Annotated in this window: 21 protein-coding genes and 4 pseudogenes; 12 read left to right on the top strand and 13 right to left on the bottom strand. The window is 68.8% G+C overall.

Annotation, left to right across the window (positions count from 1 at the left end; all coding sequences use genetic code 11):
- Positions 1-67: 67 nt before the first annotated feature.
- On the top strand, positions 68-250 hold the full coding sequence (locus tag ACFYWI_RS30765; RefSeq protein WP_389238775.1) for a hypothetical protein: 183 nt from the start codon (positions 68-70) through the stop codon (positions 248-250).
- A gap of 372 nt (positions 251-622) precedes the next feature.
- Positions 623-826, top strand: a complete 204-nt coding sequence (locus ACFYWI_RS30760; protein WP_003964323.1) for a cold-shock protein — start codon at positions 623-625, stop codon at positions 824-826.
- 72 nt (positions 827-898) lie between these two features.
- Here ACFYWI_RS30760 and ACFYWI_RS30755 read toward each other — a convergent pair whose 3' ends face one another.
- Complete coding sequence (locus tag ACFYWI_RS30755; protein WP_389238773.1) at positions 899-1,054, bottom strand: hypothetical protein; 156 nt, start codon at positions 1,052-1,054, stop codon at positions 899-901.
- 119 nt (positions 1,055-1,173) lie between these two features.
- Here ACFYWI_RS30755 and ACFYWI_RS30750 point away from each other — a divergent pair, with 119 nt between their 5' ends.
- The 4 genes from ACFYWI_RS30750 to ACFYWI_RS30735 all read left to right on the top strand — a co-directional run bounded on the left by ACFYWI_RS30750 (position 1,174) and on the right by ACFYWI_RS30735 (position 4,970).
- Complete coding sequence (locus tag ACFYWI_RS30750) at positions 1,174-2,376, top strand: hypothetical protein (protein ID WP_389238770.1); 1,203 nt, start codon at positions 1,174-1,176, stop codon at positions 2,374-2,376.
- 1,048 nt (positions 2,377-3,424) lie between these two features.
- On the top strand, positions 3,425-3,637 hold the full coding sequence (locus tag ACFYWI_RS30745) for a hypothetical protein (protein ID WP_389238768.1): 213 nt from the start codon (positions 3,425-3,427) through the stop codon (positions 3,635-3,637).
- 23 nt (positions 3,638-3,660) lie between these two features.
- Positions 3,661-4,020, top strand: a complete 360-nt coding sequence (locus ACFYWI_RS30740; RefSeq protein ID WP_389238765.1) for a hypothetical protein — start codon at positions 3,661-3,663, stop codon at positions 4,018-4,020.
- A gap of 11 nt (positions 4,021-4,031) precedes the next feature.
- On the top strand, positions 4,032-4,970 hold the full coding sequence (locus ACFYWI_RS30735) for a hypothetical protein (protein ID WP_389238763.1): 939 nt from the start codon (positions 4,032-4,034) through the stop codon (positions 4,968-4,970).
- A 182-nt stretch (positions 4,971-5,152) separates the two neighbouring features.
- Here the strand turns inward: ACFYWI_RS30735 and ACFYWI_RS30730 are convergent, their stop codons facing one another.
- The 3 genes from ACFYWI_RS30730 to ACFYWI_RS30720 all read right to left on the bottom strand — a co-directional run bounded on the left by ACFYWI_RS30730 (position 5,153) and on the right by ACFYWI_RS30720 (position 9,405).
- On the bottom strand, positions 5,153-5,662 hold the full coding sequence (locus ACFYWI_RS30730) for a hypothetical protein (RefSeq protein ID WP_389238761.1): 510 nt from the start codon (positions 5,660-5,662) through the stop codon (positions 5,153-5,155).
- 11 nt (positions 5,663-5,673) lie between these two features.
- Positions 5,674-6,072: a hypothetical protein gene (locus ACFYWI_RS30725; RefSeq protein WP_389238759.1), complete on the bottom strand. Its 399-nt coding sequence runs from the start codon at positions 6,070-6,072 to the stop codon at positions 5,674-5,676.
- A gap of 81 nt (positions 6,073-6,153) precedes the next feature.
- Positions 6,154-9,405 carry an ALF repeat-containing protein gene (locus tag ACFYWI_RS30720; RefSeq protein WP_389238757.1) on the bottom strand — a complete coding sequence of 1,084 codons (3,252 nt, stop codon included), beginning with the start codon at positions 9,403-9,405 and terminating at the stop codon, positions 6,154-6,156.
- Between the two features lie 802 nt (positions 9,406-10,207).
- On the opposite strand from ACFYWI_RS30720, the gene ACFYWI_RS30715 reads away from it, so the two are divergent.
- The 3 genes and pseudogenes from ACFYWI_RS30715 to ACFYWI_RS30705 form a co-directional block, all read left to right on the top strand.
- Complete coding sequence (locus tag ACFYWI_RS30715; RefSeq protein ID WP_328394099.1) at positions 10,208-10,705, top strand: hypothetical protein; 498 nt, start codon at positions 10,208-10,210, stop codon at positions 10,703-10,705.
- Between the two features lie 134 nt (positions 10,706-10,839).
- Positions 10,840-12,378 (top strand): FG-GAP-like repeat-containing protein, encoded by a 1,539-nt coding sequence (locus ACFYWI_RS30710; RefSeq protein ID WP_389238754.1) that lies wholly within the window; start codon positions 10,840-10,842, stop codon positions 12,376-12,378.
- Positions 12,379-12,581: 203 nt separating this feature from the next.
- Positions 12,582-13,527, top strand: a pseudogene (locus ACFYWI_RS30705) (IS630 family transposase); the annotation flags it as partial.
- On the opposite strand, the pseudogene ACFYWI_RS30700 reads toward ACFYWI_RS30705, so the two are convergent.
- Positions 13,527-13,787: pseudogene (locus tag ACFYWI_RS30700) on the bottom strand (transposase); the annotation flags it as partial. The pseudogenes ACFYWI_RS30705 and ACFYWI_RS30700 sit on opposite strands and share 1 nt — an antisense overlap.
- A gap of 434 nt (positions 13,788-14,221) precedes the next feature.
- On the opposite strand from ACFYWI_RS30700, the gene ACFYWI_RS30695 reads away from it, so the two are divergent.
- The 3 genes from ACFYWI_RS30695 (at position 14,222) to ACFYWI_RS30685 (ending at position 16,776) form a co-directional block, all read left to right on the top strand.
- The gene (locus ACFYWI_RS30695) at positions 14,222-14,773 is read left to right on the top strand and encodes a helicase associated domain-containing protein (RefSeq protein ID WP_389238752.1); all 552 of its coding nucleotides are present in this window, start codon (positions 14,222-14,224) and stop codon (positions 14,771-14,773) included.
- Positions 14,774-14,908: 135 nt separating this feature from the next.
- Positions 14,909-16,303 (top strand): hypothetical protein, encoded by a 1,395-nt coding sequence (locus tag ACFYWI_RS30690; protein ID WP_389238750.1) that lies wholly within the window; start codon positions 14,909-14,911, stop codon positions 16,301-16,303.
- On the top strand, positions 16,300-16,776 hold the full coding sequence (locus tag ACFYWI_RS30685) for an HNH endonuclease (RefSeq protein ID WP_389238748.1): 477 nt from the start codon (positions 16,300-16,302) through the stop codon (positions 16,774-16,776). Before ACFYWI_RS30690 ends, ACFYWI_RS30685 begins: the two co-directional genes overlap by 4 nt.
- 174 nt (positions 16,777-16,950) lie before the next feature.
- On the opposite strand, the gene ACFYWI_RS30680 is transcribed toward ACFYWI_RS30685, so the two are convergent.
- The 8 genes and pseudogenes from ACFYWI_RS30680 to ACFYWI_RS30645 form a co-directional block, all read right to left on the bottom strand.
- Complete coding sequence (locus tag ACFYWI_RS30680) at positions 16,951-17,781, bottom strand: hypothetical protein (RefSeq protein ID WP_389238746.1); 831 nt, start codon at positions 17,779-17,781, stop codon at positions 16,951-16,953.
- Positions 17,765-18,256 carry a hypothetical protein gene (locus ACFYWI_RS30675; RefSeq protein ID WP_389238805.1) on the bottom strand — a complete coding sequence of 164 codons (492 nt, stop codon included), beginning with the start codon at positions 18,254-18,256 and terminating at the stop codon, positions 17,765-17,767. Before ACFYWI_RS30675 ends, ACFYWI_RS30680 begins: the two co-directional genes overlap by 17 nt.
- Positions 18,257-18,366: 110 nt before the next feature.
- Positions 18,367-18,660, bottom strand: a pseudogene (locus tag ACFYWI_RS30670) (hypothetical protein); the annotation flags it as partial.
- Complete coding sequence (locus ACFYWI_RS30665) at positions 18,657-19,826, bottom strand: cupin domain-containing protein (RefSeq protein WP_389238744.1); 1,170 nt, start codon at positions 19,824-19,826, stop codon at positions 18,657-18,659. The gene ACFYWI_RS30665 and the pseudogene ACFYWI_RS30670, both read right to left, overlap by 4 nt.
- Positions 19,827-19,840: 14 nt before the next feature.
- Positions 19,841-19,975 carry a hypothetical protein gene (locus tag ACFYWI_RS30660; RefSeq protein ID WP_389238742.1) on the bottom strand — a complete coding sequence of 45 codons (135 nt, stop codon included), beginning with the start codon at positions 19,973-19,975 and terminating at the stop codon, positions 19,841-19,843.
- 64 nt (positions 19,976-20,039) lie between these two features.
- Positions 20,040-20,243, bottom strand: a complete 204-nt coding sequence (locus tag ACFYWI_RS30655) for a hypothetical protein (RefSeq protein WP_389238740.1) — start codon at positions 20,241-20,243, stop codon at positions 20,040-20,042.
- Positions 20,240-20,413 (bottom strand): hypothetical protein, encoded by a 174-nt coding sequence (locus ACFYWI_RS30650; RefSeq protein ID WP_389238738.1) that lies wholly within the window; start codon positions 20,411-20,413, stop codon positions 20,240-20,242. Before ACFYWI_RS30650 ends, ACFYWI_RS30655 begins: the two co-directional genes overlap by 4 nt.
- A 173-nt stretch (positions 20,414-20,586) precedes the next feature.
- Positions 20,587-21,365, bottom strand: a pseudogene (locus ACFYWI_RS30645) (helix-turn-helix domain-containing protein).
- Positions 21,366-21,375: the final 10 nt, after the last annotated feature.

Raw genomic sequence — 21,375 nt, 5'->3', positions numbered from 1 at the left:
GCACCGGCAGTTCGCGATGAGCGGGCCACCCATCGCTGCGCCTCGAATCCGCAGGATGCGGGACCGGGTGGTGCAGAACACGAACGTCGACGAGGTCAGAGAACGGGCCGAGCAGCTGCGCCAACGGCTGCGGGAGCAGGCCGAAACCCGCTCCGCGCCGCAACGGCAGCAGCGGGATCCGCATGCTCACGCCCAAGAGCAGTCCGCCGCCCACCATCGGCCAGACCAGCAGGGGTTGCGCGGCAACTAGCGCTCCGGCAGCGGTCGGCCGCGCGCGACTGGAAGCCGTGCCGGGCTGACCGCTGCGCCGGGAAATGAGCGCTGCCGACTGGTCTGAGCCATCGACGACGCCCGGAGAGGCGGCGGCCCGGCCTACCTCCTGGCCGGGGCCGACCGGTGACCTTGACCGATCCCGCCCTGGTCCAGTCGACGACTGAGCGAGGCCTTGATCGTTGCTCTCTGGTGACGAGCAGTTTCGCCGTGTAGCGTCGCCGGGAGATGTCGTGGTTCGCCGTACCTGCCCGCGCCCTGGCGTGGGCGTATTTGCTGTGCAGTGCAGGACCAAGGCGATCACCTCGGGGTCCGCGTGGTGCGGATCCGATATTGACTGAGAGGCACGAGCATGGCCAGCGGAACCGTGAAGTGGTTCAACTCCGAGAAAGGCTTCGGCTTCATCGCCCAGGACGGCGGCGGCCCGGACGTCTTCGCGCACTACTCCAACATCAACTCCACCGGCTTCCGTGAGCTCCAGGAAGGCCAGGCCGTGACCTTCGACATCACCCAGGGCCAGAAGGGCCCCCAGGCGGAGAACATCACGACCGCCTGACGCCGCAGATAAGGCTTGCCCCGGCACCGGCGTATGCGCTGGGGCCGGGACTGCCTGCAGGAGCAGTGAGCGCTACGAGACGTACCACCCCTCGTCGACGCGGCCTGGCCGGAGAGTGCTGGTGCTGATGTAGCCGCCAATGGCCTGGGCAGGGAAGACGGCCTTGAAGTGCCGCCCGGCGGAGCGCTCCTGAATGCCCAAAGGGGCATCGGGTGTTCTGCTCGACATGTCCGCGACCGTGCCGGGCCGTACCGTTCCCCTGAACCGAGAGCCATTTCCACCACCCTGTGCCTTCGGCTCTGCTAGGACTTGGCCAGGAGCGGGCGGGATGGGCGGAGGGCCAGGGCATGGCGGAGTACCAGCATTACCAGTTCGCGGTTGATGCGCCGTTGTCCGACGGGCAGCTCGCGGAGATCCGCGCGTTGACGACGCGCGCCCGCCTCACCCGGCACAGTTTCGTGAACACCTACAGTTGGGGCGACTTCAAGGGCGACCCGCAAAAACTGGTGGAGACTCACTACGACGCCCATCTCTACTTCGCGAACTGGGGCACCCGGCAGGTGATTCTGCGCTGGCCCGCCGCCGCCCTGCCGCTGGATGTCGCCGAGACCTACTGCGCCAGCCACTCGGCAATCAGCCGGGAGAGCGGGGGATACGTCCTGATCACCCTGGAGTCCGATCCCGAGGACGCCATGGAGGACTTCAACGACCTCTTCGATTTCGAGGACGGCCCGGACACGGCCGAAGAGTGGCTGCCCTCCATCACCCGCGCCCGCCAGCAGGTCGCCGAAGGAGACCTGCGCCTCCTCTACCTCGCCTGGCTGCTGTGCCTGCAAAACGGCGAACTTGACGACGACGACCTCGAGCCTGCGCTGCCGCCGGGCCTGGCCGACCTGCCCGAGCCACTGGCCGACCTGGCCGAGTTCGTGCGCATCGACCAAGACCTCATCGCGGCCGCGGCCAGGCGCTCACCCCAGCCCCTGCCCCGCCCTACCCTCGCCGAACACCGTGCCTGGCTTGCCACTTTCGACTCGGGAGAGAAAGACGCCGTCCTCGCCCAGCTGCTCCACACCGGCGACGCCCAGGCCCTGTCCGGGCTGCGCCGCCGCTTCCTCAACGCTCAACCGGCCACCGGCCCCGACCCGGCGCCCCGTACAGTCGCCGAAATCCGTGCTGCAGTCTCCGCCCAGACGGCGATGCGGATCGCCCGCGAGGAACGCCAGGAGGCCGAGGAGCGGGAGCAGGCAGCCCGTGAGGCGCGGGAGGCCCAGAGCCGGCGTCTGGCCGACCTGCAGCACGATCCCGAGGCCGCCTGGAAGCGCGTGGGAGAGCTGCTCGCGCTGCGCGGGACCCGCCACTACGAAGAGGTCGTCCGCCTGCTGGGCGATCTGGCTGCCCTCGCCGACCGGGACGGCACCACGAGCGCATTCACCGAGCGGTACGGCCGGTTCATCACCGCTCACCGGACGAAGAAGGCCCTGATACGCGATCTCAGAGCCGGGGGACCAGCCTGCGCCGCCCTCATAGCCCTCACCCCTGCGACCGACTGAGATCACCTGCTGCCCGCTGCCCTGGGACGACAGGAGCGCCTGGGCGACCGCCACGGCGTAGGGATCGACGATTGCCTGCCCCTCCACGACTCCGCACCAGGACCACGTGGCGCCCGCCCCCGCCTCGTGGCAGCGCCTCGTCTCCGCAGCACTCCTCACCGGAGCCGTCCGCCACGTCGGGGCCCTTCTGGTCGGCCGCGCAGTGACCTGGTGGCAGCACGACTGACACCCGCCAACCCGGCTGACACACGCCCGAGCACGAAGGGGAACTCAAGCGGATCGGCCGCGGCGGCGACGCGGAAAGTACGCCAGAAGTACGCCGCGTGTGCGGGACCATGCCGCCACCCGCACCCGGCTGCAGCCCCAGCCCGCACGCGAGAGCCGCGCGACGGCGGCCGCCCCCGCACGCGAGAGGCATGCGCCGCCGACCCACTCAGCCGTGGTCGATCCTCGCTGAGTCTGATCCTCACCTGGTGGTTGTGATCGGTGTGCCAGACGACCTCGCCACTGACCTGAGCTCCCAGCGCTGGAAGCTCGCACCGGGCGGCATGGAGCCGATGTCTGCCAGTCCGAGCGCATTGGGCGACATGCGGGTGCCTACGGGGAATGCGGACACGGTTGCTGACCACTCTCGGCGGATCTGCTCAGGGGACGGCTCATCTGGCCAGACGTCTTCGGTCATGAGCCGATCCTGCCAGGGAACGACGTGCGTGAGGTCGGCGGAGTCTGATTCGAAAATCCCCCGACTGACTGCGGGACAGCGGGCGGACTGCACCCAGTTCGAGCCGGTCATGGAGCGCAGGCGCCGGATCTCTGCCACGGTGAGCGGGACGTGGCTGGCCCTCTCCCGGCCGACCTGGCGCTCTGACATCCGCGCCGCGGTCATCTCGCGGGCCCGCGTCAACATGCACCGCAAGATGGTCGCCCTCGCCGCCGCGACCGGGCCCGGTGGCGATCCTGTCGGACTGCGCCGTGTACGCCGCCGACGGGCCGTCCCCGCTTCAGTCCTGCCGCACCCCAGGGTGGTAACAACTGTTACCATGCGGGTATGGCGAAGACGCAACTGGGTGCACGCGTGGATCAGAACGTCGCGGAACTTGCGAAACAGCGGGCTGCGGACCTCGGATTGAGCATCGGGGACTACCTCGCCCGCCTTGTCCAGGAGGACGCCAGCGGCCTGCGCGTCCGCGCCGTGGACGCGGCAGCCCGCTTTCTGGCCGAGCACCAGGATGTCTTCGACGAGGCCGAGGACGCTCAGTAGGCCCCTCGGGGAGCGCGCGCCGCGTGATGGAACTGCACATCGACGTTTCCTGGATCCTGCAGGTCGCCGAGGCCGCCGGCGCGATGGACACCGTCGACTACAACGAGGACGGCTACACCGACCTTCTGGTCGGTACCACCCTCGAAGACGTCGGCACCGTCGCCGACGCCGGATTCACCGACGTACTCTACGGCGGTCCCACGGGTCTCGGCACCGGCCCCCTGAAGGCCACCCACCTCGAGCAGGGCCAGGGCGCCGGCGCGATCAAGGCGTCCGCTCCCGAGGCGGGCGACCGGATGGGCGACGCCGTCGCCGCCGGCACCACCGCGGCGGGCGAGCCCTACCTCCACATCGGCGTGCCGGTGAGGCCCTCGGCACCGTGAAGAAGGCCGGCATGGCCCTCTACCTGCGCGGCACCACCAACATCTCCGTCAACCAGGACAAGGCCGATGTCCCGGGTGCTGTGGAGGAGAACGACGGCTTCGGTGCCACCCTCGCCGCGAACGCCAACCACATCGCCATCGGCGCACCCGCCGAGACGGTCGGCAGCGACGCCGCCGCCGGCAACCTCGCCGTCTTCTCCCACACCCTGCACGCCGACGGTCACCCCAAGCCGCTGTTCGGCCTCGACCAGGACAGCGACGCCGTGTCCGGCGGCGCCGAGGCCAACGACGACTTCGCCGCGGCGCTCAGCCTGACCGAGTACCGGCCCGCCGGCTCCGCGACCGCCAACGAGTCCATCATCGCGATCGGTTCGCCCGGCGAGGCCATGACCATCGGCACCTCTGCCAACGCGGACGCCGGTCGTGTGGTCGTCGGCCGCATCAGCGCCGCCGGTGCCTGGAGCGAGGTGCGCCAGCTCTGGCAGGGCACCGCGGACGACGACGTCTCCGGCACTGCCGAAGCCGGTGACCGCATGGGCGAGAACCTGACCGCCGTCAACACCGCCCCGCGCGCCGTCTCCACCGCCGCGACCATGCGTCTCGCGGTCGGCACCCCCGGCGAAGCCATCGGCACGGTCGACAACGCCGGCGCCGTCCACACCTTCTCCCTCGTCGCCGCGGCCGGCACCAACGACCGCTGGATCGAAGCCGGCGACGGCGACGGCATCCCCGGCACCCCCGGAACCAACCAGTACCTGGGCCGCAACATCCACTACACCGGCACCAAGCTCTACGCCGGCATGCCCTACGGACCCGGCCTCGGCGCCCTGCACGCCCTGCCCATGTCCAACACCATCCTCGGCGGCACCGTCGCCCCGGTCACCACCTACAAGCCCGGCACCGGCGGACTGCCCAACGGCGGCGTCCGATTTGGAGGCCAGGCACGCTAGGCAAATCCCCTGACAGGAAGGACCTGGTGACACAGCAGGAGCCCCCGAAGGCCGCGAGGCCTTCGGGGGCTCCTGCGTTCCCACCCACGCGAATCATGGTGACGGTGACGAAGCCGCCAATTCAGTACACCAACAGCAGTTCGATGCTCGACTGCCTCGCCAAGGGAACCAACTGCGCCCGGTCAGGGGCGGACGACCGTCAGGCCGACCGCATCCGCGGCCCAGCCCGCCGCCACCGCGCAGAGCACCGGAAGCACCAGCAAGGCCACACCCATCGCCGACGGAAACCTCCCTCGCTCGCGCACCACTTCACGCGGCGCGAACGCCTTGCCCGTCGCGGCCTTCGTGTGCGTCGTCGACACCGGAGTGGCGACGCTCAGAGCCACCAAGGCCACCTCACGCCAGCGCAGCCGTTCGTCCCCGTGCACCGGGAGGGTCCACGACGACACCCAGCCCCGGAACGGCAGCAGCGCCAGGGCGAGACCGCACAGGAAGCCGGCACACGCTGCGAGCGTGCCGGGCCAGGGCTCTTGCGCCACGTACCGAATGAGAAGCGCCACCACGACGATCGCCGGAACCGGGATCAGCAGCGGTATCGGCCACTCACGTCGGTCCGGGAGCCAGCGCAACAGCAGGCAGGAGAGCACGATCTCGGGAATCAGGACAGCAACGACCCACAAAGTCAGGGGCATGGGACGCTCCGTCAGATGTCGAGGAGGGTGCCGAGCGCGGCGGCCGTCAAGAGGGTGACGGCGAAGCAGGTGCCCAGGAAGACCATGACGTGCTTGGGCGTTGCGCGCTCCATCGTTCCGCCGGCGCGGACCAGGGCCACCTGGCGTCGGATGTACTTGGTGAAGACGGCCATGGCCATCAGCAGGCCCAGCATCCCGACGGTGTAGAGCTGCAGCGCCGTCTGCACACCCTCGCCCCGCATCGCGGTGTCCCCGACCGTCGAAAGGCCGCCGGCCAAGCCGGGGGCTGTCGCGAGGAACACCTTCCACTTCCTCGTCGTCGCCCAGGACTGCATGACCGCGCCGAACACGATGGCCACCACGGCAGCCGCGATCCACCAACCAGGGGTGGAGGACCAGAAACTGAACACGGAAGACCCCCTAGGTGCTGCGGAACCGCGTGGATGGGGCAAGCCTACGACTCGCCCCGTCCACGCGTCTGTGCGGGCTGCTTACCAGGTGAAGATGCCGATCACGGTAGTCGTGACGTCGTAGCCGATGTCCACGATCTTCTCACCGATGACCCTCTCGTCGATGCCTGCTCTGCGGAGCATGCTCCTCGTCAGCTTCGAATTGCCGATGAAGCTTCCGCCGAGCACGAAGAGGCCGAGAGCGGAATGGAACTCCTTGCTATCCCAGCCGTATCCCCAGCACGCCAGGCCGGCACTCACTCCTTGCAGACCCCAGGAGGCGAGTCCCGCCCCCGCAGCGATCGGACCCGCGACCGGCGCGGCCGGCGGGAACAGCGCCACGAGGCCGGCGACCGACGCGACAACGCCGGCACCGGTGCTCCAGTGGCCGACCGCCGACGACCAGTCCTTGGGGTCCGTGATGTCCTCAGGCCAGAGGCCGAACCACTTGGTGTCACCGGTCTTGTCGTCGTTCTCCGCGTTGTCGGCGGGGTTCGTCCCCGCCTGCGCCTGCTGCGCGGCCAGCTCGGCCGCCTTGCGTGCCGCCTCCCTGGCTTCCTCCACACGCTTCCTGACAGCGATCGCGCGCGCCTCGCTGGCCGCGACCGCCGCCGCCTTGGCGTCCTTGCCCGCCTGGATGGCGGAGGCCCGCGCCGCGGATGCCGAGGACTGCGCATTCACCGCGGACGCCACCGCCTGGGTGGCCGACGCCGACGCCTTGCGCATCGAGTAGTTGGCGCTCCGGGCCGCACCGCGCGCGGTAGCCGCCGCCGCCTTGGCGGCATTGGCCGACACCTGGGCGGCCGCGGCCGACCTGTCGGCGTCTTCGGCGTTGGTCTTGGCCTCGGCGGCCGAGTCGAGGGCGTCCTTGGCGTAACCGTCCGCCTTCGCCTTCCACTCGAGCGCCTCGTTGGCCGCGTTGCGGGCCTCCGCAGCAGCCTGGGAGGCACGCGCCGCGTCCTCCCGCGCCTTGGCGGCGACCTTCGCGGCGTGCGCGATGGCGGCACGCATGGCCGCCACGTGCGTGAGGTGGTCGTGGTCGAGCTGGGCGACGTAGTGCTTGTCCTGGATCACGAAGGCGCGCCGCATGCGCGACGAGCCCTCGAGGAGGATCTGCGCGGCCGACTTCATGTACGGGCCGCCGGTCTGCTGGAGACTGAGGATCTCGACCCGGTCGTCCTCCTTCGTCGCCTCGGCCCATTCGACGGCGAGGAAGCGGTGCAGGGCCTTGGCGCTGCCGTCGTTGAGGGCGGCCTGGGCCTTGGCCTGGACCGCTCTGCCCGGTGCGCCGTTCAGTACCTTCAGCACGGATATCCGGTAGTGCTCGAGCCCCGCTGCGATGGCGCCGGTGTCGAGGAACCGGGCTGCGGCGCCCGGAGTTTCGTCGACGAGCGTCCGGTGGGCGGCCTCCGCGATGTCGACCACGGACGCCGTCGCGAGGGACAGTACGTTCTCGCGGTCGTCCTGATCCAGGGCCAGGGTGCGGTCGGTGCTGATCCAGTTGACCACGTCCTCGTCCGTGCCGGCGAGCGCGTACTCGGCCGCCTCACGGGTCCAAGTGCCGCTCGAGACCAGCAGCTTGACGGCGGCCTGGCGGCCCGAGTCGACGGCCTTGACCGTGTCCCCGCTCAGCAGCGCCGACTCTGCGGCCGCGACCAGGTCCTTGGTCTCCTGGCTGAGCTTCTCCGCCTGAGTGCGCTGCGTCTCCATGAGGAGCGTGTCGTCGGCCTCGGCCTGCGTCTTGAAGCGGGCCAGCGCGATGCCTATTTCCTCGTCCTCGGTGATCCGGGTGGTTTCCGAGTCCCGGGCCGCCTTCTCCACTGCGATCGCTTCGTTGACCGCTTTAGTGGCCGTGTCGGCCGCCTTCACTGCGGCGGCGGCGTACTCGGTGGAGCGCTTGGCGTACTCGACCGCCTCGCCCGCGTGGGCCGCCGCCTCCTCGGCCGCGTCCGCGGCCTTGTCGGCGTGCTCCGCGGCGCTGTTGGCCGCGTCGCGTGCCACGGCAGCCGCGGACGCGGCACGGTTCGCCAAGGTCTGCGCGGTGCCGGCCGCGCGGGTGGCCCGCGCGGCGGCGGCGTTGGCCTCGGCGGCGGCGGCCCGCGCCTTGGCGGCCTGGGACTTGGCTGCGCCCGCCGCGTTGGCGGCGTCGGCCGCGGCGTTGGCTGCGCCCGCCGCGTTCTGGGCTGCGCCCGCGGCCGCTGAGCCGGCGGACGCCGCCTGCTGGGAGGCGATCGAAGCCTGGTGAGCGGCTCCGGCCGCGGTGCGCGCACGGGCTGCGGCGTTGCGGGCGCCCTGGGCCGCCGAGCGGGCGGCGGCCGCCTTGGACGCGTCCTTGGACGCGGCGATCGCGGCCCGGTAGGCGCGGGAGGCGGCACCGCCTGCGCTGGCCGCGGCTGCAGCCGCGGCCAGCGCCGCCTGCGCCGCGCGCCGCGAGGCGGACTGGGCGGTGCGCGAGGCGACGATGGCCGTGGACGCGGCGGCGGCGGCACCGTTCGCGGCGTTCGCGGCGTTGTTGGCCGCCTTCGCCGACTTCTTCACGTCCTGCTCGGCTGCTAGCGCCTCCGCCTTCGCCTCGAGGGCAGCCTCCTTGGCCTTCGCGGCGGCCTCCTTGGCCTCCTCGGAAGCGGCGACGGCCTTCTCCGTCGTCAGCTTCGCCCGCTTGCCCTCGCGCTCCACGATCTCGACCAGCTGCTCGATCGTCGCGGCCTCGTCGTCGCGGGCACGGGCGATGAACTGGCCGGACATCAAGAACCGGTCGATCGCATCGCGCGATCCGTCGTCCAGGGCGCGTTGCGCGTACTTCTTGACCTCCGGGGAGGCCGTGTTGAGGATGGTGGTGACCTTCACCCGGCTGTCCTCGTCCCGGGCGGTGTACTGGGTGTCCACCAGGAAGGACGTCAACGCGGCGCGGGTGTTCGTGTTCAGCGCCTTGCCGGCCTCCCGCTTCACTGCGGATCCGCTGTTGCTGCTTACCGAAGTCACCGCCACCCGGAGGTCCTCCATGACGGCGTTGGTGAATCCGTCGGCCATGTAGGCGGCGATCGCGCTGTCCCCTCCGGACAGGGCCGCGCTGGCCGAAGTCTGAACTCCCCTGCCCGACTTGGCGAGTCCGGCGAAGAGGGCCAGGCGGTTGTCCTGCGCCTTGGCCGCCGCCAGCTCCTGGCCGAGGAACGTGGAGACGGCAGCCGAACCACCCACGAGAGCGGCGGCGGCTGACTCGCGGACCGTCTGGCCGCCGAGCTTGTACTCCCACACGGCCTTGCCGCGGTCGGTATCGGGCAGGCCGGTGTCCACAGCGGTGGCCCCGGCAGCATGAGCGGGGCCGGCGGCCAGAGTGATGATCGACGGCAGGGCCGGGGCCGCGGCAGCCCCAGCCAGCGCGATTAGAATCCGGCGCCTGCTCCACAACGTTGACGACAAAACAACTCGCCCTTCCTGTGTGAATTACGGCGGTGCACGCGCAAACGGATACTGCGCCCAAATTCATGGCGCCTGCACACCAGCCAAGGCCGTGATGATTACACATCAATTTCTGCGACACATAGGGCGGCGGCTGCAAAATCGCTTTTGGCCCAGATTGCGACGTGATGTCGTTACTCAGCCCGTACGCACAATAAATTGCATCGAAAACCAGCCATCCATCGCCCGGAATCCACTAATCCAACATTTACCAAACCGTTATACGGGCGCATGCAACCAATTGGCGCTCGCAGTTCCCTGGTTTCAATTCTTGATCATTTCATTACCTACTCCAGTACAACCCGTCCGAACTGCCGAAACCTGACCGGGGGTCATGTCAGGAAACCAATGCGATTGCCCCGGTTCATCCAGTGGACATCGCCAAGGGCAGGTGAGTTCAATGGAAATAACGCCACGGCTTGAATGGGGGTAGAGCGCTCGACTCTTGCCTCTTCCTGTCGAGCCATCCAGGCAGCTGGCGCGTTGGCTTGAAGCCGTCCAGTTACTCAACCAAACATTCCGGCAAGCGTTTTCCCTTGCGGTCGTGAGCGGCGCGCTTCTTCATACGGAGTACGGGGCGGTGATGGGCATGGAAAAAACAGGGAAAGGAGCCGTGATCTAAGTGAGGGAACTTCGCATGAAACTCGTCACTCGTGTCCTTGCGACGGCGTGTGCCGCTGCTGTCGGAGCCGTCCTGTGGTCGACTTCCGCCTCCGGTGGGGGCGGCGACGACGTGGCGCCGGTTGCCGAGGGTGCGCCGGGCTACGCGGTGGAGGACTTCAGCTACCCGAACGCCGACAAGATCCTGGCGGAGCAGAACATCGTGCTGAAGCGCGGTGACGGCCGCATCGTGCTGGCCGACTGCGCGAGCGAGGCCGGGCTGCTCGAGGTGTGGGCCCGTGAGAAGGACAAGATCTGCTTCAAGGTCACCGGCAGCTCCGGGTTCCTGACGATGGAGATCCCGGCCGTGTACGGCGTGAAGGGGAGCGCCGAGCAGACCGCCGAGGTCGACATGACCGTCGGAACGGAAGAGAAGTCCTTCGACGTCGCCAAGGGGACCTGGACCGCGGTCGGCGAGAGCGCCGACCCCGAGGGGCGCGACCACATGCTCGTGGAGATCCGCACCTCCAAGTAGCGCCCCGGAACGGGTTGACGCCGCACCCGGCCGGCCTGCGTACCGGCCGACTTGTCTCCTTCCGAACCTGCCATCACAAGGAACCCACTGAAGCTGGTCGAACGCGATCAGCGCTCTACCTTCAGGGACACTTCATGACCGCGAAACGTTCACGCTTGATGTGGGCGACCGGCGCCGCCATCGCCCTCGCCACCGTGGCGACCGCCGCCCCCTCCTCTGCGCTCACCGGAGCTGACGCCCCGGCACAGCTGAATTACGTCGCGAAGATCAACGTCGGTGAGCAGACGGCCTGTACGGGGACGCTCGTCGACCCGCGATGGGTGTTGACCGCGGCCACCTGCTTCGCCCCGGACGGAAAGCCCACAGCCGGCAAGCCCGCCGTCGCCACCACCGTCACCATCGGCCGCACCGACCTGACCCAGACCGGCGGCAGCGTCCAGCAGGGCATCAGGCTCGTCCCGCACGCCGACCGGGATCTGGTGCTCGTCAAGCTCGCCACCAGGATCACCGATCCGGCCATCAAGCCCGTGCGGCTGGCGACCACACCCGCCACTACGGGCGAGGAACTGACGAAGGCCGGATTCGGACGTACCAAGACCGAATGGGTGCCGGACAAGCTCCACTCCGGCACGTTCACCGTCGCCTCCACCACGGGCACGACCGTGGACCTCAACGGCTCCGACACGGCCACCGTCTGCAAGGGCGACGCAGGCGGACCCGCCCTGCGCACCGTCAACGGCACCCCGGAACTCGTCGCCATCAACTCCCGCTCCTGGCAAGGCGGATGCCTCGGCAACGACCCCGCCGAAACCCGCACCAGCGCCATCGACACCCGCGTCGACGACATCGGCGCCTGGGTCGAGCACGCCACCTCCCGCAATCCGGACGACCTCACCGGTGACGGCAACGCCGACCTTGCGGCCGTCAAGAGCGATGGCATTCTCTGGATCTACCCCGGCGCCGGAAACACGAGCGGCAGCACCTTCGGCACCCGCTTCCAGGCCGGCACCAGCTGGCAGAGCCAGGACGTCATCACCGTCGGAGACCTCAACAACGACGGCAGCGGTGACCTCCTGACCCGTCAGGCCTCCGACGGCACTTTGTGGGTCTACCCCGGCACCGGAAAGCCGGGCATGGAGGCCCTCGGCACCCGCTACCAGGTCGGCAGGAGCTGGAAGTCCCAGGACATCACCCGCGCCGGTGACTTCAACAGTGACGGGCTCACCGACGTACTGACCCGCCAGGCCTCCGACGGCACTTTGTGGGTCTACCCCGGCACCGGAAAGCCCGGCATGGACGCCCTCGGCACCCGCTACCAGGTCGGCAACAGCTGGCAGAGCCAAGACGTCATCACCACCGGAGACCTCAACAACGACGGGCGCACTGATGTGTTGTCCCGCCAGGCCTCCGACAGCACCCTGTGGGTCTACCCTGGCACCGGAAAGCCCGGCAAGGACACCCTCGGCACCCGCTACCAGATCGGCAGGAGCTGGCAGACCCAGGACGTCACCCGCGCCGGTGACTTCAACAGTGATGGGCTCACCGACGTACTGACCCGCCAGGCCTCCGACGGCACTTTGTGGGTCTACCCCGGCACCGGTAAGCCGGGCATGGACGCCCTCGGCACCCGCTACCAGGCCGGCACCGGCTGGGGACCGTACCGCATCATCTGAGCGGCGGGGATGATCTCCGATTCTTCCCCGCACCCCTCTCAAGGGTGCGGGGAAGAGCCCCCGCCTTCCACAACTCGATACCCTTGCCACGGTCGGTGGCAGGAATATTGATCAGAAATGCTTTGGGTTCAGGCTCGTGATGGTGTGTGAGTGATCTGGGGGATGCGCGGACCTGGTCGCCGGGCGCGCAGGAGGCTGTGCGGTTGCTTGCGGTGTTCGCGCTGGTGGAGGGCCGGGACCGTGTGGTCGCCGCCCTGTTCAAGGATCGGCCAGGGCCGTGGACAACTGGTGGGCGAAGTGGCAGGCCGGTGGGCGGGACGCACTGCTGTCCCGTACCCGAGGCCGTCGCGCGGGGGAACATCAGGTTTTGTCCGAGGCCGAGCAGGCCGCCATCCGGCAGGCTGTTCTCGATCACACCCCCTGCGACCTGGGGCTTTCCGGTCATCTGTGGACACGCGGGTAGATAGGCGAGCTGATCTAGCTGTACCGAGTCCGCTTCACCGAGCCCGGCGTGGGCAAGTACCTCAAACGCTGGGGGCCTGACCTTCCAACGCCCCGACAAGCGGGCCGTCGAGCAGGATCCGGAAGCGGTCCGCCTCTGGCACGAGGAGACCTGGCCGGCGATCCGGGCCAGGGCGAAGGCGGAGAACGGTGAAGTCCTCTTCGCCGACCAGGTCGGCATCCGCTCGGACCAGGTCACCGGCCGCACCTGGGGTGCCAAAGGCGCGACGCCGGTCGTCCGCCGGACCGGGAACCGGTTCTCCGTAAACGCGATGTCCGCGATCAGCACCCGCGGCCGGATGCACTTCATGGTCTTCACCGAGTCGTTCGACGCGAAGGTCATGTGTCACTTCCTCGCCCGGCTCGTCGGGCACTTCGACCACAAGGTCCACCTGATCGTCGACCGGCACTCGACCCACCGCTCGAAGACCGTCCGGGCCTGGTTCGCCGACCACAAGGACGAGATCGAGCTGCACTTCTTGCCCTCGTACTCACCTGAGCTGAACCCGGACGAGCTGGTCAACGCTGACCTCAAACCTCAAACGCACCCTGCCGCACACTCACCGGGCCAGGAACCGGGCCGAACTCGCTGCTGAAACCCGCAGGTTCTTCCACCGCCGACAGCGCCAGCCCCACATCGTTGCCGGACCGATCGTCCCGACGACGAAGTCCCGCACGTCGTCACGAACCGCGTCCGCGTCCCAGTCCGCCTCGCCCAGCAGGCGCTGCATCCCGATCGGAAGCCGGTCACCGGCCCGCTCCGCCAGCGTCCAGCCGTTCTTCCGCTCCAACGGCGCGATCAGCCCCCGCATATACGCAAGCGCCCGCCCACGCGGCTCCGACCTCACGAAACGCGACGCGAACTGGGCATGCAACCCCGCCAGCACCCCGTCCCACTCCTCAACCAACCCACCCCGAGCTCAGTCACACACCAACTCAACCACACGGTAATGCCGGTCCACAGCCGAGCTCCGCTGCTGAAAGTGATCAAGAGGCCGCAGGGCCGGGACTCATCAGACCAGCCGTCCGCGGAGACGACGTCAGGGCCCTTGGACAGGATCCTGATGCACAGCTCCCGTACCCGATCAGGGCCCATGGTGCCCGCCTCTCTGGCCTGTTCGTACGTATGTCTGGTCACCACCCTAGGCTGGGAGACTGACATCCGCGTGCCTGGCATCTTCCGGCAACGGTTCCCTTCGCATGTGGCACGGACGGGGTAGTGGTCCACCTCAAGGGCCTGAATAACGAAGACGGCCACACGGCCGGCGACAAGGGGGCTCGCCGCGACTGGCGAACGACTCGCCCGCTGGCCGGACCCTAACGGGGCTCCTCGGCCTCCTCAGTGTCGGCGACGGCCCGCTGCCTGGCCGCTGCCTCGGCAGCCCCGTCCTGCCGGTGTGCCGCCCCATGGCAGAGTGATCACGTCGGACTGTCTGTGGTGGGGGAAGCACGTGAAGCGACATCTCAGCTCGGTGGCGGTTGCAACTATGGCCACGGTGGCACTGGCCGGCTGTGGCGGCAGCGGAGAGAGCGGAAGCCCATCGATGAACGGCCCGGACAGGTCTCCGTTCCATCAGGGCCCTACCGGACCCGGACAGCGACCGCGGCGACGACCCCGTCGCCTCCATGGACGACGAGCCTCGGTCTCGCACAGACCGCTGAACTACCCGCCGCCGCAAGGAAGCCGACGGTTCGGAACCGGGAGGGGGGCCTGGCGGCCGCACGCGCCTTCCACCATCGGGAAGGGCATCTCAACGTTCCTCAGCGGCACATCGAAGTCATCGACGGCGACCATGTACGTCTTGGGCAGTGGGTCAGCAACGCCCGTCGTCGTAAGGATCGCCTTCCCCCCGACCGCCTTCGTGTTCTCGATTCGCTCGGCATGCGCTGGTGAACCGCAATTCGGAAGCCGGAGCGGCACGGGCTGTGGGCTGAGCACACTGACAGTCTGCGTAGACACCAGGTTCACCCGTCCCCGAAGTCCACCCTTGTTCACACCGTCTCCTCACCACCTGGCATGATCCTCTCGATGCCGAGCACAACCAACGCCACGAGGAGCGGAGCCCCGCCGCCGTACGCCTCTCTCGCGGATGTCGTACGGCAGTTGGCGGAAGCACAGGGCGTGCCCCGTGAGCAGGCCCGTGCCGCCAACACATCAGTCCGGGCCGCTCTCGCCGCATGCGTGCGCGTCCATGACGAGGAATTCAGCCTGAACCTTCGCGTCGCTCCTGTGCGGCAGGGCCCCGCAGGCGTAGCCGCGTACCTGTTGCACGAATCGGACCGGCTGGGCCGACTGGCGATGAGCATGCCGCGGACACGCGGCGTCAGACTCCAGGACGAAGCCGCATGGACCTCCCTGGTATTCGTGCGCCACACACTCCATGCGGTCTCCCGAATCAGCCGTCGAAGCACGCCCAACCCGCACCCCGGAGGCCGGGCGACACTTTTCGACCAGCTGCCGTACCAGGCACTGCAGGGTCTCGCCCCCGTCGCCGTGTCGATGTCCCACGTGCATTCTGAGCGGGCGCGATGGGAACGTCTGTACAGAGCCCGGGAATCGGGGCTGCTCACAGGTTCCGAGCAGGCCATCATCGACTCGCAGACGTGCGACGATCAGCTCGAGTGGTTCATACATGACGCGAGGTCGAAGCAGCGATGGGCCGCACCGCTTTGGTCCGACTTCACGCCGCCAGATGAAGCAGCGTCCTTGGAGCCGGACCTGCCGACAACCGCACCCGATGCCGTCATCGACGCGCTGGAGGCGGAGGCGGCGCAGACGGCCGGTCTCAGTGTCGCCAAGCTGACCCGTCTGCGTTCGCGGGCGGGTGCGGCGGAATCTGCGACTCTCACCGCGGAAGAGCTGCGGGCCTTGCAGACCGCCGCCGCGAAACTGCAAGTACGCGCCGCAGCAACCGCTCGGCGGAACCCTCAGAGCCGTCCTGCGGACCTCCTTGACACCTACGTCAGGATCGCCCGGGAGAGATCCGTTCGCTTCACCACAAAGGTCGCGCTCGGCATCCTCGACGCCTGCGACGCCGCACCGGAGTCACAGGCCCAGCAGACAGCTTCCCATGCCGCCGCGCGGCACGTCCGCAGCACGCTGCCTGCCGGAAAACTCCAACTCATGTGCGAGGTGGACTACCTCGGATACGTGCGCGAACAGGTGGGCCAGGCACTCGAACACATCGAGCACGTGGTGCAGAGCAAGAGGATCGTGCTCATCAGCTCGCCCGAAGCGGCCGACACCGCGCTCCGACGCCTGAACGAAGCCTTCGGTGGAACATGTGTGCACACGAACGGACTCCTTGGCGAAGCTGTCAGAATTCCGCCCCCGAGCGAGTTCGGCATTCGTCTGCGACGTGCAAGGAGCTGTGACTGCGGGCGGCACACCACCGTCCCGACAACTGTCGAGGACGTCCTGTGACCAGTCCATTCCAGCAGCGCCTGAACAAGCACCTGGCAGACACGGTGCAGACAGCCTGGTTCGAACGCCGTTGCCTGGCGTGCGACTTGCTGCTCGCCCCATCGTGCGACGACGACTACTGCGGTGATTCCTGCTACCCGGTAAACCTCGTCGTTCCTGCCTTCGTCACGAAGACGCCGGCATCCCGCATCGGCGGCTTCCGACGGAGTTCAGCATCGAGGGCTCTTCCAGGAACACGGTTCGAGGACGTCGACCCCCTCGACATCATTGAGGCCGCCGACTGGCACTGCGAACTGTGCGGGGGCGCGATCCCCAAAGACGTCGACCGCTATGACCCGCAGGCAGCCACCGTGGACCATCACATGCCGCTCGCGCTCGGCGGCCATCATGTGCGCAGCAACATGCGGGCGGCACACCGACGCTGCAATACGAGCAAGAACGCTACGCACCCGACCGACCTCGACTACGGGTAAGCAGCGGCTGCCGCTGCACGCCGCCCAGCAGATGGGTCTTGACCGACAACACGGACACAGAGAGCGTCGAGCAGTAGCCGACGATCCATCGCGCCACCCGGGACCACTTTCCTGCACGTGGGTAGGCCCCGGGTAACCGCACCCAACCAGCTGCCCCCAGGCAGGCGCATGTCACTACCACGGCAGTTGGTGTCTCGTCTGGTCGAGAAACTGACGGACAGGCTCAGCGAGAGCGGTGTAGAACGGCGTGCGGTCGGCGGCCTGGAGCACCTGTGTGCAAACGGTCAGCTCGGCGACGCGGGCTTCGGGCCGGTCGAGGATGGGGGCGAGGGTTTCGCGGACGCGGGCGGCGGTCTTTGGAGCCCGGAGGGCGTACAAGTGGAGGAGCGCGGCGTCGAACCCGTACGGGGCGGCGCCCCAGCCCTCCCAGTCCAGGATCACGAGATCGGCGCCGGCGAGGTTGGCCCAGTGAAAATCCCCGTGAGCGGTGGACCATTCGATCGTGCCAACGGTGTGGCCGGTGAACTCGGGGACAGCCCGCCGGATGTACTCCTCGCGGACGCTGACGCGGTCGGTGGGGACAGCCGCGAGAGTCTCGAGTGCGCAGGAGAGATCGGTCAACCAGGGCTCGGGAAGCTCCACTTCGGCGTCCAGGACGGGGCTGCGGGAGTCGACGGCAGTCGGGGTGTACTCGTACAGCTCGGCCCGGTAGCTCCAGCCGTCCGTGCTCCAGTCGTGGATCTGACGGAGAACGGGGCGCGGCACGGTCACCGGGAGGACTTCCTGCGCGGTGCGGGGGCCCTCCCACAGCCTTCCCCCGGCCCGGTCGGCGCGCTCGCTGACCAGCCGGAGCCAGCCCCTGCCGGTGACGGCGCCGGAGAGGGTACGTCCGGCATAGCCCCAGACGGGCTCCTCAGCGATGTCGCGGACGGTGAGCGCGGTGCAGGCGATGGCCCGGGCACCGCGCATCCGGGTGGCGGTGGGTTCCTCAGGCTCCGAGAACATCGATCACCTTCCGAAGAGCGGAGGGAGCCAGCGGCGGCAGCGCGAGTGTGTCGCGGGCGGCGTCCCAGTGTGCCGGGTTGTGCGTGCCGAGGAGAACGCGTGTCACTCCTGGGGTGGACGCCACAACGCGCAGGGCGGCTTGCGCCGGGGTGAGGCCGGGCTCGATGAGGTGCGCGAGTTGGGCCGTGACCATGCCAGGCAGTTCGCCGCCGTGCAAGGGGGAGGAGACGAAGGCGGACAGGCCGCTGGCTCGTGCCTGGACAAGGGGGCCGCGGCCGTCCAGGGTCAGGATGATGGGGCGGGCCATGACGAGACTGACCGGGAGCTGGATCGCGCGCAGGTGATGCTCTCCCCGCCCTGCAGCCTCCCTGGCGAGGGCGAGGAGTTCGACGACGGAGAAGGCGCCGGTGTCCAGGCCCCTCCATGTGGCGACTCCGTACCCGCCGATGCGCCCGGCAGCGGCGTACTCCTCCATAAGTGCGAAGTCGTCCCGCAGGCTGGCGTGCAGCTCTGCGTAGCCGAGGGGGCGTGGTCAGGGTTGTGGACGAACACGATGTCGGCGTGGCCCAGGGTGGCCAGGGACCGGTCTGTCTGCCAGCGCAGAAATCCAGGGTGGAGGCTGTGTCCGGCAGCGGCCTCGTCGCGGGTGAGGACTCCGTGCTCGACCGCGGCCGTGGCTTCATCCCCGGCGAAGAACCCGGTCTTCGTGGACACCCGCACCCCAGGGTGCTGGGCCAGCACCGGGGCGAGCTGGGTGTGGGCGGTTCCGGCGCGGTAGTTGGGGGCGGTGTCGATCCAGGTAGCACCCCGGGTAACAGCGTGGGCTGCCGCCCGGGGAATGTTCCGGCAGTGGTAGGTGCCAAGCGCGAGTTCCGTCACCGGCTGCTCACCGCGGCCACGTCGGCGGACACCAGCTCGGTCACAACAGAGGCGACCTGTCCGATGGTCAGCTCCGCGCACTGGGCGAGGTCGCCGAGCGTGGCCGTTCCACCTGCGACCAGCGGCGCGAGGACGGGGGCGACGGCCGCGGCGAACGTCCACTTCTCACCTCCGGCGGTGAGCACCACCTGACCCTCGCCGTCGCGGGTGATCCGGGCCCGCGCGGTGAGGAGCCGGACCCCAAGGCCGGGCTCGGCGGGGATGCCGTCGAGGAAAGGCAGGGAGGGGACCAGCCGGCCGGGCTCAGTGCCGTCCCGCGCTTCTATGAACTCGTTGATCACACCGTCGTGCAGAGCCTCAGCAACCTCCTTGCGAAGCGCTTCCAGAAAGGACACGTGTTCCGTGCCAGTGCCGAACACTGGAAGATGCGACCGGACCGTCTCCGAGCCACGCAGGCGCTCCGACAGCCAGGCGAGCAGATCCGCCCCAGTAGTCGTCTGGAGCCCGCACGTCAGGTGCAGAGACTGGCCCTCGGTCGCGGCCACAGCGTGCCACCAGCCGCGCGGGAGGTAGAGCATGTCCCCGGCCCGGAGCATGATCTCCGCGAGCGGCTGGCCCTTGGGCGGGGCAGGCGCCTCCAGGTCGCGGTACAGAGGATTGACCCGGGTCGGCCCGTAGATGCGCCATCTCTTGGCGCCCTCTACCTGGAACACCACGACGTCGTGGTCGTCCCAGTGGGTGCCGAATCCCTCGCGGGAGGTCCACGACGCGTACATGTTGACCTGGATATGGGAGCGGAAGACGGACTCCAGGTCGCGGGCGAGGGCTTCGACTGGGCCGTGCAGTTCGTCCACGGCGTCCAGGACGAGCGAGGCCCCGTCGCGTAACTGCTGGTGCAGACGGGAAGGTTGGATACGCTGCCAGACAGTGCTCCGGCGTGTGGTGACCGGGGCCGCGTAGGCCTGCCAGTGGATGAGTTCGCCGTCGCGATGCAGGCGCAGACGCGGAGGCTCGAGCCGGCCCCGGGCCACGATTTCGTTCACGTCGTTCCAGGACAGCAGACCGGAAAAGTCTCCGACAGCGGTCCACACGCGATGCTGGCGGCCGAAAGCCTCGGCGAGGAAGTCCTCGCCGAGGCGCCCGACCACCTCAGAGAAGGCGGTCACGGGATCGGCTCCGTTCAGTCGTTGGTGTCGGAGACACCGGTCGAGCCGCCGTCGGACTCCTGCTCCGCCCGGGAACGGGCCGCGGCGATGGACGTGCGGGAGACCAGCTGACCGTCACCGGCTGACTGCGAGGGAGCGTTCTCGTTCATCCTGTGCTCCTTACTCTTTCGGGGGTTCTCCCACCGGGGACCCGGCGGGAAGTCTGTGTGGATCTCAGTGGGCGGCCCGGATATTCGCGACGGCCGTGGTCCACTCGACGCCCGAAGCGGGACGGACATGGGCGACGGGGACCACGCCGTCGTTGCGGAGTTCGTGGACGACTGCCGTCAACACGCCCTCGCCACGGGATGCGACATCGCGGACTGCCTGGTTCAGGAGCGGGTGCTCCTCGTAGCCGTCGGGGCCGACCCGGTTCACCTCTCAGACTCCAGCCGCTCCTCCATGCAGGCCGGCGCATCTTCAGCGACCCGCTCCAGGAACTTCTCGAATTCCGATTCGGCACGGGCCACCAGGCCGGGGCTCGGGACGCCGTACGGCTCCGAAGTGTTGCCGTGGTCGGGCTTGCGGTGAGGGAGGGGCACGGTCATCGGCTTCTCCTCGGTGGCTGGGGCGAGGACCGCGAGGGAGACAGGCCGGACGGCCCGGCGCCCGCTGGGCTTGAGGTGCACCGCACGGAGGCCGAAGGCACTCCGTGCGGTGCCCAACACGCTAGGGAGCCCGGTGATTTGCTCTCAACGAACTTGCACGGTCTTGCACGGATTCACCCGAGGGCATTGATCGCAGCCGTGATGAGCGCTCGCGCCCTGTCGCCGTGGACGGCCATGCTCGCGAGCCCCGCGAACGCCTTGCGGTAGTCGGCGACTTCCCGAGGCTGGGTCACATTGATCTCCGCAGTGAGGGTCTCCACGAGTGCGCGCTGGTCGTCGTAGACGAAGAACGCTTCCAGCGGCCAGATGGTGCGCTGGGCGGTGAAGGGGATGACGCCGAGCGAGAGGGACGGCAGGGGCATGGCCCTCAGAAGGTGGTGGAGCTGGCCGACCATGGTGTCGCGGCTGCCGATGCGGGAGCGCAGGACCCACTCCTCCCGAGGACGACGAAGCGGTGGTTGCCCTCGTACAGGAATCGGCTGCGCGCGACGCGGACGGCGACGGCTTCAGTGATGTCATTCGGGGTGCCCTGGAAGTCGGTGATGCTGGTCATCAGAGCCGTGGCGTAGGCGGGGGTCTGGAGGAAGCCGGGCACTGCGTTGGACGCGTACGAGCGGCACAGCTCGGTTCGCTCGTGCAGGGCGTAGAAGTCTTCCTGGACCGTGCGCATCCCGGTCGAATGCAAGCGCCGCCACTCCAGATACATCGACTCCACCGCCCGGGAGGCAGCGATCAGGTCGGCGGCATGGTCGTCGGCACCGCAGGCAGCACACCAGGCACGGATGTCGGCGTCCGACGGCGGGGTCTTTGCGTTGATGATCCGGGACGTCTTGGCGTCGCTCCACCGACATCGGACAGCCAGCTCAGTGCCCTTGAGCCCGGCGTCCGTCATCAGCTCGCGC

The sequence above is a fragment of the Streptomyces sp. NPDC002889 genome, from assembly GCF_042888425.1.
Lineage (GTDB): Bacteria > Actinomycetota > Actinomycetes > Streptomycetales > Streptomycetaceae > Streptomyces.
Note: the sequence above shows the minus strand (reverse complement) of the source record. Positions and strands in the feature narration are given on the sequence as shown.

Coding starts and splice junctions, on each gene's coding strand:
- ACFYWI_RS30650 (WP_389238738.1), bottom strand. CDS start 20,413: ATGACCGTGCCCCTCCCTCACCGCAAGCCCGACCACGGCAACACTTCG.
- ACFYWI_RS30680 (WP_389238746.1), bottom strand. CDS start 17,781: ATGTTCTCGGAGCCTGAGGAACCCACCGCCACCCGGATGCGCGGTGCC.
- ACFYWI_RS30690 (WP_389238750.1), top strand. CDS start 14,909: ATGCCGAGCACAACCAACGCCACGAGGAGCGGAGCCCCGCCGCCGTAC.
- ACFYWI_RS30735 (WP_389238763.1), top strand. CDS start 4,032: ATGGCCCTCTACCTGCGCGGCACCACCAACATCTCCGTCAACCAGGAC.
- ACFYWI_RS30745 (WP_389238768.1), top strand. CDS start 3,425: ATGGCGAAGACGCAACTGGGTGCACGCGTGGATCAGAACGTCGCGGAA.
- ACFYWI_RS30730 (WP_389238761.1), bottom strand. CDS start 5,662: ATGCCCCTGACTTTGTGGGTCGTTGCTGTCCTGATTCCCGAGATCGTG.
- ACFYWI_RS30710 (WP_389238754.1), top strand. CDS start 10,840: ATGACCGCGAAACGTTCACGCTTGATGTGGGCGACCGGCGCCGCCATC.
- ACFYWI_RS30660 (WP_389238742.1), bottom strand. CDS start 19,975: ATGAACGAGAACGCTCCCTCGCAGTCAGCCGGTGACGGTCAGCTGGTC.
- ACFYWI_RS30715 (WP_328394099.1), top strand. CDS start 10,208: ATGAAACTCGTCACTCGTGTCCTTGCGACGGCGTGTGCCGCTGCTGTC.
- ACFYWI_RS30755 (WP_389238773.1), bottom strand. CDS start 1,054: ATGTCGAGCAGAACACCCGATGCCCCTTTGGGCATTCAGGAGCGCTCC.
- ACFYWI_RS30675 (WP_389238805.1), bottom strand. CDS start 18,256: ATGGAGGAGTACGCCGCTGCCGGGCGCATCGGCGGGTACGGAGTCGCC.
- ACFYWI_RS30750 (WP_389238770.1), top strand. CDS start 1,174: ATGGCGGAGTACCAGCATTACCAGTTCGCGGTTGATGCGCCGTTGTCC.
- ACFYWI_RS30760 (WP_003964323.1), top strand. CDS start 623: ATGGCCAGCGGAACCGTGAAGTGGTTCAACTCCGAGAAAGGCTTCGGC.